Source organism: Ruminiclostridium sufflavum DSM 19573 (assembly GCF_003208175.1).
Taxonomy (GTDB): Bacteria; Bacillota; Clostridia; order Acetivibrionales; family DSM-1351; genus Ruminiclostridium; species Ruminiclostridium sufflavum.
Genome location: NZ_QKMR01000036.1, coordinates 1 through 14,804, shown reverse-complemented (window position 1 = coordinate 14,804; position 14,804 = coordinate 1). Strand labels below are relative to the sequence as shown.

General features: G+C 36.6%; 11 protein-coding genes and 2 pseudogenes. All 13 read right to left on the bottom strand.

Translation table 11 applies throughout. The features are described from left to right. Nucleotides 1-337: 337 nt before the first annotated feature. Nucleotides 338-973: pseudogene (locus LY28_RS18425) on the bottom strand (type IV secretory system conjugative DNA transfer family protein); the annotation flags it as partial. Between the two features lie 119 nt (nt 974-1,092). Next, nucleotides 1,093-2,910: a reverse transcriptase/maturase family protein gene (locus tag LY28_RS18420; RefSeq protein WP_110463635.1), complete on the bottom strand. Its 1,818-nt coding sequence runs from the start codon at nt 2,908-2,910 to the stop codon at nt 1,093-1,095. A 596-nt stretch (nt 2,911-3,506) separates the two neighbouring features. Continuing rightward, nucleotides 3,507-4,196, bottom strand: a pseudogene (locus LY28_RS18415) (type IV secretory system conjugative DNA transfer family protein); the annotation flags it as partial. A 54-nt stretch (nt 4,197-4,250) separates the two neighbouring features. Continuing rightward, nucleotides 4,251-5,654, bottom strand: a complete 1,404-nt coding sequence (locus LY28_RS18410; RefSeq protein WP_110463634.1) for a DUF3991 and toprim domain-containing protein — start codon at nt 5,652-5,654, stop codon at nt 4,251-4,253. 299 nt (nt 5,655-5,953) lie between these two features. Beyond that, the gene (locus LY28_RS18405) at nt 5,954-6,379 is read right to left on the bottom strand and encodes a hypothetical protein (protein ID WP_110463633.1); all 426 of its coding nucleotides are present in this window, start codon (nt 6,377-6,379) and stop codon (nt 5,954-5,956) included. Between the two features lie 45 nt (nt 6,380-6,424). Next, nucleotides 6,425-7,930 carry a protein kinase domain-containing protein gene (locus tag LY28_RS18400; protein ID WP_110463632.1) on the bottom strand — a complete coding sequence of 502 codons (1,506 nt, stop codon included), beginning with the start codon at nt 7,928-7,930 and terminating at the stop codon, nt 6,425-6,427. A 95-nt stretch (nt 7,931-8,025) separates the two neighbouring features. Beyond that, nucleotides 8,026-10,704: a MobP3 family relaxase gene (gene mobP3 / locus LY28_RS18395; protein ID WP_110463631.1), complete on the bottom strand. Its 2,679-nt coding sequence runs from the start codon at nt 10,702-10,704 to the stop codon at nt 8,026-8,028. Nucleotides 10,705-10,725: 21 nt separating this feature from the next. Beyond that, complete coding sequence (locus LY28_RS18390) at nt 10,726-11,148, bottom strand: hypothetical protein (RefSeq protein WP_242981425.1); 423 nt, start codon at nt 11,146-11,148, stop codon at nt 10,726-10,728. 426 nt (nt 11,149-11,574) lie between these two features. Next, nucleotides 11,575-12,402, bottom strand: coding sequence for a hypothetical protein (locus LY28_RS18385; RefSeq protein ID WP_110463630.1), 828 nt, complete (start codon nt 12,400-12,402; stop codon nt 11,575-11,577). A 16-nt stretch (nt 12,403-12,418) separates the two neighbouring features. Further along, a complete protein-coding gene (locus tag LY28_RS18380; protein WP_165835629.1) occupies nt 12,419-13,357 on the bottom strand; it encodes a hypothetical protein in 939 nt (312 codons plus the stop codon). Continuing rightward, nucleotides 13,350-13,583 carry a hypothetical protein gene (locus tag LY28_RS18375; RefSeq protein WP_133250212.1) on the bottom strand — a complete coding sequence of 78 codons (234 nt, stop codon included), beginning with the start codon at nt 13,581-13,583 and terminating at the stop codon, nt 13,350-13,352. The genes LY28_RS18380 and LY28_RS18375 overlap by 8 nt, the downstream gene beginning before the upstream one ends. Nucleotides 13,584-13,588: 5 nt before the next feature. After that, nucleotides 13,589-13,795, bottom strand: coding sequence for a hypothetical protein (locus tag LY28_RS18370; RefSeq protein WP_110463627.1), 207 nt, complete (start codon nt 13,793-13,795; stop codon nt 13,589-13,591). Nucleotides 13,796-14,412: 617 nt separating this feature from the next. Next, the gene (locus tag LY28_RS18365; RefSeq protein ID WP_110463626.1) at nt 14,413-14,673 is read right to left on the bottom strand and encodes a DUF6103 family protein; all 261 of its coding nucleotides are present in this window, start codon (nt 14,671-14,673) and stop codon (nt 14,413-14,415) included. Between the last annotated feature and the right edge of the window lie 131 nt (nt 14,674-14,804).

The following is a 14,804-nucleotide window of genomic DNA, read 5'->3' as shown; positions in this document are numbered from 1 at the left end:
AATTTTCATTCATTCTCACCATAGATATTTTGTAGACCCCCGACCTAACACCCACAGCCACCTCTGGCTTGCTTTTGCCATAACGATACATTTACATTTTACCGTTGTCGATATAGCGAGTGCATTCAGTCGACTTCACCGAGCTTTTGACCCTGCAATTACTATCTTGCAACGCCAATCGGAGTATCAGGGTAGGCGTTTCGGGGCGTTACTCCATCATTCCACCTATCGAAGTTACAGTTAGACAAATTACTTTGTCCAGCCATTTTAACACTACACGGTCTAACGCCTATAGGGCTTAATCCTATAGGATAGTGGTTGCTGACTAACAAGTCGCGCCATAATTTTTATCAAGCTGTGCAAAGGATTGAATTATCGGCACTACTGATATTCTTCTGGATCTTCCTGCAGACAGCATCATTTCAAAAGATTCAATCTTAGGAATGGTTCCAATTTCATCTGCATAAATCATCACACGGTTTGGCAGCTTGCCTCCGTTTTCATCAGCTACTGTCAGCATTTCACGATAGAACTGCTGTAGGAACAGCGATACCATAAAATACTTTGTGTTATCTTCTTCCGGGAGTATAAGAAAGATTGCCGACTTTTCGTTACAGAAGGTTTCTGCATCAATTGCAGTATCAAAACAAAGAATCTGTTCCATCTCAGAATCAAGGAATGCATTGAGCCTTGAGAGTACTGTTGAAAGAACAGATGCCATTGCCTGTTCTGCTGAATTGAGTGCTGCTCCTGCAAACCACTTTGCTTTATGAGTTGACGGAAGTTTGTCCATCAATAATTGAAACTGGCTTTTCCCTTTTATTTTACTTGGTGCCATTAAATCTTGAACCATTTTAAAAGCAGAGATTATATGCCTCTTATCAACCAATCGACCATCTTCTGTTGTAGGTGGGAGATATTCTGCTATCAGAAGAATAACCGAAGTAAGAAGTCCTTCTGCTGCATCATAATGAGGTAAGCAAGTCCTGCGCCTTTTCGCATTTCTGCGGTAGGTTTCAGGCTCACTCCCTCCCGAACCGCACGTACACCTCTCGGCGTATACGGCTCTCCATTTATCCAGTCTAAGTAAGACTATTCGTGTATTATTTCATGGCAATTCTTACATACAGCTAGGGATTTTCTACGCATTTTTATCATGACCTGCTCCCATTCAGGACAGCCCTTTAAATCTTTGAGCTTTCTAACATGGTGCATTCTGATACTATCGGACTTCTGTCCGCATAATTCGCACACTCCTCGTTTTAGCCGCGTCGCTATGCTGTTCGGTCTATCATATCTTATGTATGAAGGTAGAGTGTCAATATCAAGTCCGGCTTTTTTAATACGCTTGAATCCTTTATTATAGAATTCACATAGCTTCATGCCAGCTTTAGTTTCATAAGGGATTACAAATTTCTTATCCCTCTCATATTTTGTGATGATTTTGGTCATTGTTGTTCTATATTTATTTGCGTAGGTTTTATACATGCTGTATTCCATGAAATAGGCAAACTTGCCAATTACAGAAGCATTATTTGCCATACAGTAGTAATTGTACAATCCTCTTATTTCTGAATTGTACTTGCTGATTATTTCAATATCACGGTGATTTATCAGCTTACCACGGTGTATCGTTTTCCATATTTCCTTACCGTCTTTGTCTTTCTTGAATTTTATAGCCCCATACTCTTTCAGCTTGTTTACCCATTTTTCATGAGGAACGTATAAATTAACACGTCCTTTAAATTCTCTTTTCAGCACACCCTGTTTATTACGTTTTGTGCTGTTGCTCCTTGAAATTGTTATATCATATCCAAGGAATCTAGCAAATTTTGAGGTATGCGTTATTTTTGTTTTTTCCAGCGACATTTCAAGCTTCAACCTCTCGTCAAGAAAAGTCTTTATATCTGCTTTGATTTTTTCAGCATCTTTCTTACTTCCGATTACTCCAATAATAAAGTCATCGCAATAACGGCAGTATTGCATACGCTTGTAGTTTGTGTCGCATTGAGTTAAATATGGATATTTTAAGGTTTCCAGCTTATACTGTTTTATCTCCTTCGAGGCTGTTAATTTCTCATCATCACTCATTTGATTCCAGATAGATGAATATTTTTCTTTAGCCTTATCATGTTTATATTTTGCAGACGCATATTCAGCACTACATTTTCTGTGTTTATTATCTCCGATATCAAATTGTTTCTTGTAGTCCAAAATAAATTCGTCCAACATATCAAGGTAGATATTTGCCAAAATAGGACTTACTCCTGACCCTTGTGGCGTTCCGCTATAGGTATTATTATATTGCCACTGTTCCATATAGCCTGCTTTTAGGAATTTCCATATCAATGCGATTAAATATTCATCATCAATACGTTTTCTCAACTGATTGATAATGACATGGTGGTCAAAGCTGTCAAAACATGCTTTAATGTCACCCTCAATAAACCATACCGCACCCTTGAAATTAATATCAATGTGCTTTAGTGCTGTATGGCAACTGCGGTTTGGTCTAAAACCATGAGAGCACTCATAAAAATTAGGTTCGTAAATGCTTTCAAGTATCATACGAACGACTTCCTGTACCAGTTTATCGTTAGCAGAAGGAATACCAAGAGGACGCTTCTTAGTACTGTTTTTCTTCTCGATATAAGCCCTTCTTGCCGGTTTTGGCTGGTAACTGTGGTCTTTAAGCATAGAAATAATCTTTTCAATTCTTTCTGTACTCATGCCGTCAATAGTCTGTCCGTCTGTCCCTGCCGTCATGTTCCCTTGTGATGTATAAATATTGCTGTAGGCAAGGTAATAAAACTCCGGGTTATACAAATTTCGGTAAAGCCTTTGAAAACGATAGCTTTTGTCTTGAGACTTCTCACTTAGATTTCTCAATACATCAATAGGATTTCTCAATGTCTCACACACCTTTCCATTGTTGTATTAAAAGATAAACTGCTTCCCTTCGCCATGTGAACGGTATTACCGCCTCGGACTACTATGGAAGCTGTGTTTCCATATCAGATATTCAGCAGTCCTATTCTGCATAGCCTCAATAGGCATTCTGACTTAGGAAATCCCCTTTTAGACTTACTCGTATATTAGCGTTTCGTGTTATCGGATATGACGTTCACCATTTACCGTTTCTCACGGTTGGTCGCATAAGAGTATCCTGCAATTGTACTTCTCCTATATACAATCGCCGTATGCACAGCGTAAATAACTATCTTCCGCTGCAGATAACGCTATATCTGACCTCTGGCTGTCTTTTAATCAATCCAGTTTTTATCCTCGTACACGAATTTTCATCTTGGCACTATGGCGCCGGTATTACCCGACCCTAAGTCGCAACCTGATAGCTGGTTGACTTGTGCCTTTACCCGACATGCTACACTCCCCGTCCGGTTTCCCTTTCGGATAAGTCGGTTGATGATAGGTTGTGATTTCTCACGTTGATACTTTTACCTACTGCTTGCTAAAGGCAGGATATGAGTAAGTCCTTAAGGGCGCACGAAAAAAGCATTCTGTCCCATCGCAGCATTGTTTCCATCCGTTGAGATAATGGTTTTTGATATAATCTTTGCGTATTTCTCTGCTTTTGCCCTTGCTGAAAAGTTATTATTATTTGCGCGGTATAAATCCATATACTTATTTACCAAGTGCAAAAGATTGTTTCCGTCACTTCTTGTTGGGTTTCTTAAATCAATGACTGCCACATTATATCCGTAATTTTCTTTTGCTATGATTCCATAGTTCCTTGCGAGGTCACCCTTGGTGTCAGTTGTAATAAAAGACATACCACTCGCACAGGCATATTCAAGGTTTGGATACAGAAAAAATGCCGTTTTACCAACACCTGCTGCACCAATCATCAGACAATGCACATCTCCTGTATCAATCAGTCCTGTAACAGCTCCTTTACTTCCTGTGCATCCCACTACCAGACCCTGAACTGCATTCCCATTTTCGTCTGCTGGGAGATTCAGCCCTTTTCTCCACGCTCTAACGTCAAAAGGAATATGATGATAAGTTATTTCAATTTCCTTTTTTGTTGCGAATCTAGCAACCCCATGCTGTCCATCTCCTACAGTTTTTGATTTGATTCCGTTCAAGGTATAATAATGTGCAAGTAGGGATAAACCACCGATAACTGAAAACATAACAGCAGCGGCAGCTATTAACATGTATACTTGTGAATTCATTTTTTCTCACCTCTCAATAAATTGAGGCACAGGACTTTCCCATGCCTCGTATTGTTATTCCATTTTCAACATCGGAGCCTGAACTTGTTTTTGCTGTGTCAGCTCAAGCCGGATAACTGATTTTAAAAGTTCCAATGCCGTTTTTTCATAATGTTCTGCAATCGCAGTCTTCTCTAACTCAGAAACAATTCCCCTCTGATGTTTTAATGCTGACAGTTGTGCTTCAATATCAGAAAGCGTTGGATTCCACCTTCCTCTGTTTTGATATGCTCGAAAATCATTACTCATTTTTCTGATAATTTTTTCGGCAGTCATTGCTTTTTCAAGCTGCCTGTATTCTTTTAACGCAAGACATAAAAAAATAGCTGATGCCGTTTTAATAGCTTCAGCCTGTGATCCATTTTGTTGTTGTGCTTCTTTAAAAGATTTTTCACCATCGGAATGATTTATTTCAATTGTTTCAACTCCTTTAACAAGCACCAGAATTTCTTTACACAGTTCATCTTTGAGAAGATGCTTCGAATGCTCTTCTGCCGGAATAGATGGCATATTATGAATAGCTTTTAAATCCTCATTCCAATCTTTTCTATTGGATTTCAGCCTGCTACAGCCAATGTTTTTTTCAGTTAATATGTCTGTAATTTTTTCGCTTGCCTCAATTCCGGCAGAATCATAATCCAGACACAGAACCACATGAGATAAACTCGGATTGATTTCAAGCATTTTAAACAATGCCTGCTCGGATACTCCGCAAAGAGCAACGTAGCTGTGTTTCTTCCAATTAGAATTTTTATGTATTGTTATAAACGAGAGCATATCAATCGGTGCTTCAAACACATATATTCGGTCACTGCTTCCGAAGTAATGAAAGCTATAGCAAGGATTACTGCTGTCGATATTCCCCCTGAAGCCTTTACCTTCAGTATAAATACCTTTTTTATGAGCATGGCGTGGAACTCCGTCTTCATCATATCCTACGAAGATGGCATTGTGATGTTCTTTTGTTTTATCTGCTGATAGTTCTCTGCTTTCATAAATAAGCTTTTCCTTTACAAAAAAGCTGATTACATCCCGGTCAATAAACCTGTGTTTCATCAAGTAAGCAAATACTCTACGCATTTCGTTATTCTTAGGCGGTAATTCAAATGGCTTTCTGACTTCTTCTTTCCCTTTGGCTTTAGAATATATTTCTCCTTGTTCTCCTCCAAGCAGCATTGTTACAGCATCAGGGAAAGATAATCCGTAAAATTTCTGAACAAAATCAATAGCAAGCCCGCCCTCTTCTGCTGCATGGTCAAACCATTCGTTTCCCCGGATTGTAATGCTGTGATCGCTTTCCAGCCTTTTTTCTCTGCCGGATGGAAGCAGTGTTTCTCCTTGTCTTCTTAGAAACTCTTCAAGATCAACACTGTTAGCCCGTTCTTTTTGTTCCTCTGTAAAATGAATGTATATACTCATAGATTGCCTCCTTTACTGTTTTTGCTCTAGATACATTGAAACGCCGTCCTTTTTATTGGACGGCGTTTCAAATGTGGGGTTGATGTTTGGTTTTGAATGATAGGGGTTAGGCATAGAATTAAGCTTGTTTCTTCATCGGTGGCTACTTTCACATTTTGATTTCGGGGTAAAAAAAATAGCCTTTCAATTTTTGAAAGACTGTATCAGACATAATGTGCTAAATCACGGGAAGTTCATATATGTCATTAATTATGAATACTTAGATATATCAAAGTCTTATATAGAGATATCTCTTAATATTATCGTATTCGTCTGACCGGAACCGTAGTTCCTTCTACTGACATAATGTATGTTCCTCCCACATCGCAGACAATCACTTCTGGCCGATACGCATATTTATATTCGTATTTATACTCTGCTTGTTGCCAGACTTGTCCATTTACTAGTTTATATTGCTTGCTACCATCCCATCCATTAAACTCCCCATCAATTTGGCTTTCAATGACAGAGTCCAATCTTCTAACTGGAATAGAGTTCCCAGCCACAGTTAGCATATTACGTCCGTTCTCCTCTGTGATTAAAGCATCCGGACGGTAAGCATAGTGATACCAATAATGATATTGAGCTTGAATCCAGTATGTATCATTAGCCATTTTGAATATCACATTATCATTAAATCCCTCAAAGTCAGTATCTATTTTTCCTTGGTATATAACTCTTCCCATTTATAGCACTCCTCTCTATATGACGTTAATGTTATTAAAATCCACTTATACTAAAATATCTTCAATCATAGGCTCTAATCCATATTTCTTTGCATCTTCAACTAATCCTTGAGCATAGTAACGATTAACATCATAGGCAACGTATCTTAGCATATTTGCTGCTAACTCCTTAACTACAAATCCAAAAGCATCTGATACAAGTACGTTATACGAAAAAGTGGCAATCGGATCATTATCCACAAACTGCCGACATATTTCTCTGAAACATCCTTCTATCCCTTGCATGACATCATTTGCATGCGTTTCATTTTGTTGCATATAAGCAAGCAAAATTCTTTCAAAACCACTTTGCTTATTTACAAGAAATTTGCAAATATCTTCCGCTGTAAGTTCGCAAATATAGCTTTCAACATCTTCATCCAATATGCCTTGTTGAATTTTTTTATTAACTTCTTCTTTGTTCTGCTTTTTTATGTGATATTCAAGGCACTTCTCTACATAATTTAATAATACTCCAGCGTCTGCTTGCCTAAATGCAGTATTATTATTGGTTGCTTTTTCAGTTACAGATTTAAAAATGTGATGATAGTTATTACAGTTTTTAGTCATAATGAAATTTATTAGCCTACCCAATGAATATACATCACTTCTTTTATCTCCATCTTTAAGCAGCATAAATTGTTCTGGTGCACAATAATGGAACTGACCAACAGCATTTGTTAAGAATGTATTATGAGATGTAAACATATGAAGGTCTTTACCTAATCCAAAATCAGCTATTTTTAACATTCCATTTAAAATAAAAATATTATTTGGACTAATATCTCTGTGAATTATATCGCGTTCATGAACGAGTTTCATTGTATGTAGTATTTGTCTAATACAAGTTATTTTATAATTTTCGTCTAAATCAGATTCCAGAATAAACTTTTCAAGTGTCTTTTCTGCCCGTTCCATTGTATACTGACATGAGCCTTCGTCAAAGTCATACACTTTGATAATAGTAGCTATGTCCTTTAATTCTTTCGTTATATTATACTCACGTTTAAATCTGCTTCTAATACCTGCATCTGTAAGATAATCTTCTTTTAATTTTTTTAGAATTCTACCAGTTGATTTCTGTAAATAAGCATTAGCAAATCCTCCACCACCAACAAATTCCAAATCAGCATCTTCCTTTACCAGTAAATATCTATCTCCCTTGCGAGTAATTGTAAGCATATTAGGTTTTAAAATTCTATTGAACTCAATTAAGATTTTCGCACATTGTGAAACTGCATCAACTTCTGTACATCTTAAATCTGATAATACATATTCCTTACTCAAAATCAAGTTGAAGTAGTCATTTACTTTTCCGCTATTATTTAACTCAATAATCTTGTTATACACATATGCCCAACGTGATGGAAACCCTTGACCATAAACATCATTGCAAGCGAAATATTGATTGAAAAATTGCACAAGTTTAGAGCCAGATTTATAGTTGTAAAAGCCACCTACATCTCCACAAAAAATACTTGATATCTCTTTTAAACTATCTTCTGAAAACAAATCGCTCATCTCCATAGAATATTAATTTTTCTGCTTTGAATTACCTTTTTAGTATAACATAATTCAACATTTCTACATACATATATTGTTATTTCTCACAATTTCATACCTTGTCCATATTCATCCTGCTTGTGCCCTTGAGCCACTTTTTTAGCCTTCAGTTTTCGCAGTAACTTGCTGTCAATTTTCAATCCTACAGAAGATTTATCAATTGTGACACTATTCTCAAACATTCTTCCTACATGATACATCAACCTCGAAATTCCGAGTGCCACAGAAGGTTCTCTGAACTTATCCATATTATCCAGAAAGAATTTCGCATACTCATTCCCCTGCTCTGCTGACATGGTAAGCCACTTTATTGCAAGTTCTTTGTCCTTAGGAACATCTTTTCCAAGTAGATAGAGCCTTCCCAGAATATATTGGGCAAATTGATTGCCTTGTTCAGTGGCCTTTGTGAGATAGGCAACTGCTTTTTCTGTTTCTTTCGGAACATCCTTCCCAAGCAAATACAACTTTCCGAGCTGATAAGCAGCCCACTCATTTTCCTGTTCGGCTGACTGCGTTAAATATACAATTGCTTTATTAATGTCTTTTGGTACATGCTTTCCCTCTAAATAAATTTTGCCGAGCACATACTGAGCTAATGCCCGGATTGGTTTGCATATTTCATTTTCGTTGTCTGCCGCTTTTTGCAAGTACTGAATTGCGCCCTTTAATTCTTCCTGATTGGGATTTTCTTCTGCCAGAATCAGCTTTGCCAGTGAATATCCGGCGAATAAGTTACCCATTTTAGCTGACTTTTCAAAGTATTCATTGGCACGTGAAATATCCTTATGCGTACCTATTCCATTCTGGAGCATCCATCCAAGCCGGTAATGTAATTTGTCATCGTGGCTGTTCTTCTCCAAGGCTTCAAAACCTCTAAAGGCTTTTTTGAAATGATTGTTGCTTTTATCTGCATCCTTTTCTGTACCAACACCGTCCCGATACATTTTAGCAACCTCATAATCTGCATAAGGAAAGCTTTGCTCCGCTGATCTTAAATACAATGAAAATGCTGTCTGAAAATTCTGCTCCACTCCTTGCCCACGATAATACAGTCCGCCAAGGGAATACTGCGCATACTTGTATTTCTTTTCTGCCGATAATTCAAACCACTGTGCTGCTGTTTCATAGTCCTGCTCTGTCCCAAGACCTTGCGCAAACATTTTCCCGATGCGGTATTCAGTATACTTCCAAACCTTTTGAGCTTCCACTTGCTGAAAACCAGAAAGAGCTTCTGTATAATATCCATTCGCTTTGCCATTATCACTTTCCACTCCAAGACCGTCTGCATACATTCTTCCAAGGTCATGCATTGCAAGAACGTTGCCATTCTCCGCCTCTACCAGAAATATTTCCAGTGCTTTTTCAAAATCCTGTGGAGCTTCTTCCGTTCCGAATAAATACTCTCGAGCCTTTTTGTATTCATCTGTCCATTTTACATAAACGTCATGACATTCAGCATCAGTATCATCAGCTATTTCATTGTCAGGTAGCTCAAATTGAGTAGTTTCAGAACCCTCAATCAATTCCGAGCTTTCCATTTCAGTGAAACTATCAATATCCTCCGGCCCAGCAATTTCAACTTCCTCAAATGTTGGTTCGCCCTTTGCGATTTTGTCTGCTTCGGCAACTATCATATTTTTTATGGACTTGAATTCCTTTTGCTTAGAAAGCGGAAGCCTGTCGGGAAGCTCATCCATATAGCTGTGCAGCACTTCCTCACGCATTTCATACCACAACTCATAAGCTTTAACCACTGCCTCTTCCTTTGAAAGCTCATCTATAATTTCATCAACAATTGCTTTAACGTTTGGCTGCAAGTATCCGTATATCCTTTTACCATTTGTAACTTTCAGCCTTTCTGACAGGCTTAAGAATAATTCTTCTATTTTGGGATTATGTATAGCTCCAGACTTCATTTCAGAGATAAGTTTCAGCATTGTTTCCCGGCTCTCAGCTTTCAATTGGTCACGCCTCTGGCTCTGCTCTTCATATTTAATCTGCATTTCATTTTTAAAAATGTTTTTCACAAGCCCTGACTTTATTCTTTCAATTCCTTTTTTGGTCAAGTAGCCATCAGCAGGATTTACAGAGTAACAAATCATGTGAATGTGAGGATGGTGGCTCTCATTATGAAAAGCTGCATACCAACTAAAATTCTGAATAGGTATTTTCATGCTTTCTGCAATTTCCGGTGCAAAATATGAAAGCATATTGTGCCATACCTCCGCTCTGTCATATCCGGTACGAATGGCATCCTCTCTTCTTAATGAAATAATAGGAGTCCACACGTTTCCGGTGTGGTTTGCTACTTCATCCGCAACTCTGCTGAGTACAATCGCATCATCTCCCCCTGTAAACAAACCATGAGTCCCCATTTTCTCAACTCTTGGGCGATTTGCAATATAATCTACATAATTTTTACGCTGTCCAATTTTATCAAGGTTCTGCTCAAGTGCAATTGAGATAAACTCCGATGCATTCTCAATGGTTTTGTTTTTTATGTAATCTTCATATTCAAAAAGATTTTTAGTTCCGGGGAATTCTTTTATGATTTGTTCTATCAGATTTGCCTGCTTTACGGTGGAAGGAAGATTTCTATTTTTCTCAGTCAGTTTTTCTACACCATTTCTGGCGGCAATATAATTCACAAGGTTTGATAAATGAGCCGAAGCTTTAACAGTGCCTCCTCTGAGATACGGACATTTCAAAATTAATCTCGGCATACGAAATCTCCTTTTCTGCTTTTACTCATCAATTCCCTGCTGAAATTTTACTGCATCCTCTATGCTAATTTTTCCTTTTGTCTTTTTCACTTCATTTACACATCTGCCACGAAGCTTTCTCAGGTCTTCATCACTGATTTCAAGCCCTGCCGCAAGAATATTCATCATCATGGACATTTCAACCGATAGGCGGAAAAGATTGCTTGAATTTCTGTTTTCAGTTTCTCTTAAAATCCCTTGCATCGCAGATACCAAAACTTTCGGAAGATACTCCGAAGTGTTTTCACTTGTCAGATATCCCATGTAAAACTTCAAAGATTTTTCAATGAATTCACTGCGGCTTTTTGTGTTGTCCATATCAAGTAAGGAATCCATCTGAACTATGGTTTCAGGGTAGAGCCAGACTGCGGTTCTGTTTTTGGATTTGTGTTGGGTTTGGTTCAAATATATCACCTCCAATCGTTTGAAGAATATAAAAAGCACTCTTTGGAATCTTAGGGTGAATTCCATTGAGTGCTACGAAATATGTATTCAGTTATATATTAATTGAGTTTTATTATACGTATACTGAGGAATCGAGGAAAACGGTATAATCTCCCGTTATGGCTATAATAAAAAACTTGAAAATACACCTTACATAACAACTTTGGGAATAGAAGACCTTATTCATAGTCCATGCCTATGACGCAGAAATACTTCCTTTCAGTATTGCATAAAAATATTTTTCAATCTATAATCCATACAAATCTACATAACTAGAGCTACTTCTAATACCAATACCGGTATACAAGGAAAACTTCTATTATCCAACTTTTTAAATTTACCATTAATATCACTTCATGATTTATAAAAAATAATACAATACCAATTTTACTGTATAAAAGATTCTATTGACATAACACAAATTATTTCATCGCTTTGCCTAATAACTTTAACAAAAACTTTATTCTGTGGATCTATTAATCCTGTGTATTCTCCCACTTTTAATTTACCTAAATCATAATAATTATGTATTAAATCTTCTGCTGTCAAACGTAACTTCTCAGAATTTTTATTTTGCAAAATAGAATTTGAATAATATATCCTCGTATTAGAAAATTGAGTCATACTTGAAGCAGTAATAGAATCAGCAAATTCAAATTGATTTATAAGCGTAAGGGTGAATACAATAAATAAACATATAAGCGCATTTCTAATACAGCAAAAAGATGTGTTAATAAGGTTATTTCTAATTAAATTATATTTATTATTTCCTTCCTTGTTTATATAATAATCTTTTATATCATCAGTATCAGCTTTAGCGTAATAAACAACATTTTTGTCCATAAGCAGTTTAAAGGCGGATGTTCCAGCTATAATCATGTAGATTACCGCCACAACAAAAAGTAAAACAGCAATAGCAGGCATCCAGAACCATAAAGGATTTTTCAACAACCCACTAATTGTGTTAGATGCACCCATAATCAATGTTATGGCAATTGTTATTGCAACAATATTAGACTTAGCTTTATCCTCAAGCTTATCTTTTCCTTTCAGAGATCTTTCATATTCGGCTCGCAATACATTCAACGGCTGAGCTATCTCCAAATCACCATGATTATCAAGTTGCTTTTCAATTTTCCTATTTGCAATACAACTGTGTATGAAAGGAAATACAGCAAATATAACTCTTTTAATAAAGCATATAATTGTTTTCAAGTTATTATCCCCCAACTTAATTACTAAGGCAATCTGCTATTGCAATGTCTATATCGAGTTTTGATTCGTATTTTAGCCAACCCCATTCTCCTGTTGGATTGACCTCAATAAAATAGTAATTATTATTACTTAGTATTAAATCCATACCACCAAATTTTAAATCTAACCTTTTCATTATCTCTCGAATCTTATTTTCAATATCTGTAGGCAATGTTATGGGCGAATATTCTAATAAATCCTTTGACATTTTCCTCCAATCGCCTTCAATACCACAGCTATCCTTCGTTATTTTAACAGGAAATAGCCGGTCTTCAACAATAGTTACTCTAATATCAGTTTTATCCTCAAGATATTTCTGAATAATAACAGGTGCTTCTTGTAGTTCAGCATCATTTAGCTCGCAGCCTAATATTTTTGTTGAATATGTGAATAATTCTTTGTTACCATCATGAAAAAGTGCGGTATCTAACGATTTTACTATATAAAAATTGCTGCTTTTTATAAATTCCGTACAACAATTCCCGACAATAGTATCCGGAATTAAAAATCCTACCTCTTTTGCTACTTTAAGTTGATACATTTTATTTTCAGCTCTATACGTTGAAACAAGATGATTTACCCACTTGCATTTATCAAAGACAATTAAATTTCTTATAAAAGCACTCCACTGACTACGATATAATTGTTGTGATAAACTGTATGTCTTGCTACTTCTTAAAAATACTGGAGCTCTAAAGTAGATAGATTTTAACGAGTCGCCAAATATGATATATTCTTCATCAGTTGTTTTTACAATAAGTGAATCATCAGGAATACTGTAAGTAATATTGCATTCCAAGAATTTGTCTCTATTTATTCTCAAATAATTTAACCCACGCTTTTGAAATTGTATGCATATTAAATCCGTAGAATAATCAATAGTATTTGAAATAATTAAATGATCTACTTCATTCACCTTTATGATCCTCCCCAGTTTCAACATCTTCCTTTTTTGATCCACATTTGAGTGGATTGTTTTCTGCCATCATTGGTAAACCTGTGTTAATTCTTATCCAATATCCAGACTGTTTTTGAAAACTATAGCCTTTCATATCAGTTAATTGTGGTTTTGCCTCATATATTTTGGCCTTCTTCAATAAAAAATGTTCCGGCATCATATTTTCCTCCCCATAAGTATACATACGTGTCATTCTCCCTTTTGATCTTCTCCAGTTTCGATATCATGTTTTTTACTTTGAAGTTTTCGTGGATTATCACCCTGCATCATCGGTTTCCCCGTAATACTGTTTACCCAATATCCTATACTAGAAAAGAATATACAGTTATCAGGAGTTGGTAGACTCATATTAATTTCATAACATTTAGCTTTTTCTAGTAAAATGTGCTTTCCCATACAAAAATCTCCTCAATTTTTAATAAAATCTCTACTGCTTTAACCTAAACGACTTGAACACGAAGCTGTTATAACTTTGCCTGATACCCATACCTTTAAAACCAATTCACATCAATTACCAATCATTAAATATTTTCTAAATCAAAATTTTTCTGTTACATATAATGAACTATTCGACACGCCCACCTATTTCCCTGCAAATGGTAACAATGTTTTTATTTCTCTTTTAATTTCTTTGAAAAATTCCCTTGTGTCACATCTAACCACCTTGTAAAGTCTCTATTACAGCAGTTTTCACCTTATTCCGACCACCTTCCTGTCACAAAACTGCTTTTCCGACCACCTGCCATATAACTTTGAAACGCTCGGCACTGCCGGGCGATGTGGGTGAGAGGCGGTCGCTCTGCGACCACCTCTCTTTATCCTGCACCTGAATCATATGGAGTCCACCTCTGATTGCCATCTCATTCTACAAAACCCCTTGTACAATCCTGTTGTTTAAACTGCTGCCAAATTCGGCTCAAATTTCGGTTTACTTCTGGCAAGGGTAAAGTTATCCTACTCCATAACGGAAAATCGGACACGAGGGCAAATAAAGGCTGATGCTGCGTTATCAATTAGTTTTCATTCTGAGTGGTTGGAACTGATCCGGCAGCCGCTGTTGTTTTTGCGGTCTTTTTCGGCTTTTCTGGCTTTACTTCTTCTTCATCACGCTCGTCTATGTATTCCCTGACATTTGCAGGGACATATTTTTCGTAGAGCCTCTGGAGCTGTTCTGCCATATCGTTCTGTAAATCCGCTTCTTTCTTTTCCATATATTTTTTGATTGCTCTCAGTTTTTCAGCATCAAGGCTGATTGTAATGGTATCTTTTTTCATAAGTTTACTGACTCCTTCTTGGCTATATTAATTTTATTAGTGGCAAAAACAGAGAATAAAATTGTTACATGCTCATACTCATTCCCTGTGATTCTTGCTCTGACTGCTCAGCATTTTCTTCTGTCAATGAG

Bases quoted from the DNA above. Each gene is read 5' to 3' on its own strand.
- LY28_RS18410 (WP_110463634.1), bottom strand. From the start codon at position 5,654: ATGAGTATATACATTCATTTTACAGAGGAACAAAAAGAACGGGCTAAC.
- LY28_RS18405 (WP_110463633.1), bottom strand. From the start codon at position 6,379: ATGGGAAGAGTTATATACCAAGGAAAAATAGATACTGACTTTGAGGGA.
- mobP3 (WP_110463631.1), bottom strand. From the start codon at position 10,704: ATGCCGAGATTAATTTTGAAATGTCCGTATCTCAGAGGAGGCACTGTT.
- LY28_RS18375 (WP_133250212.1), bottom strand. From the start codon at position 13,583: ATGTATACTTATGGGGAGGAAAATATGATGCCGGAACATTTTTTATTG.
- LY28_RS18370 (WP_110463627.1), bottom strand. From the start codon at position 13,795: ATGGGAAAGCACATTTTACTAGAAAAAGCTAAATGTTATGAAATTAAT.
- LY28_RS18365 (WP_110463626.1), bottom strand. From the start codon at position 14,673: ATGAAAAAAGATACCATTACAATCAGCCTTGATGCTGAAAAACTGAGA.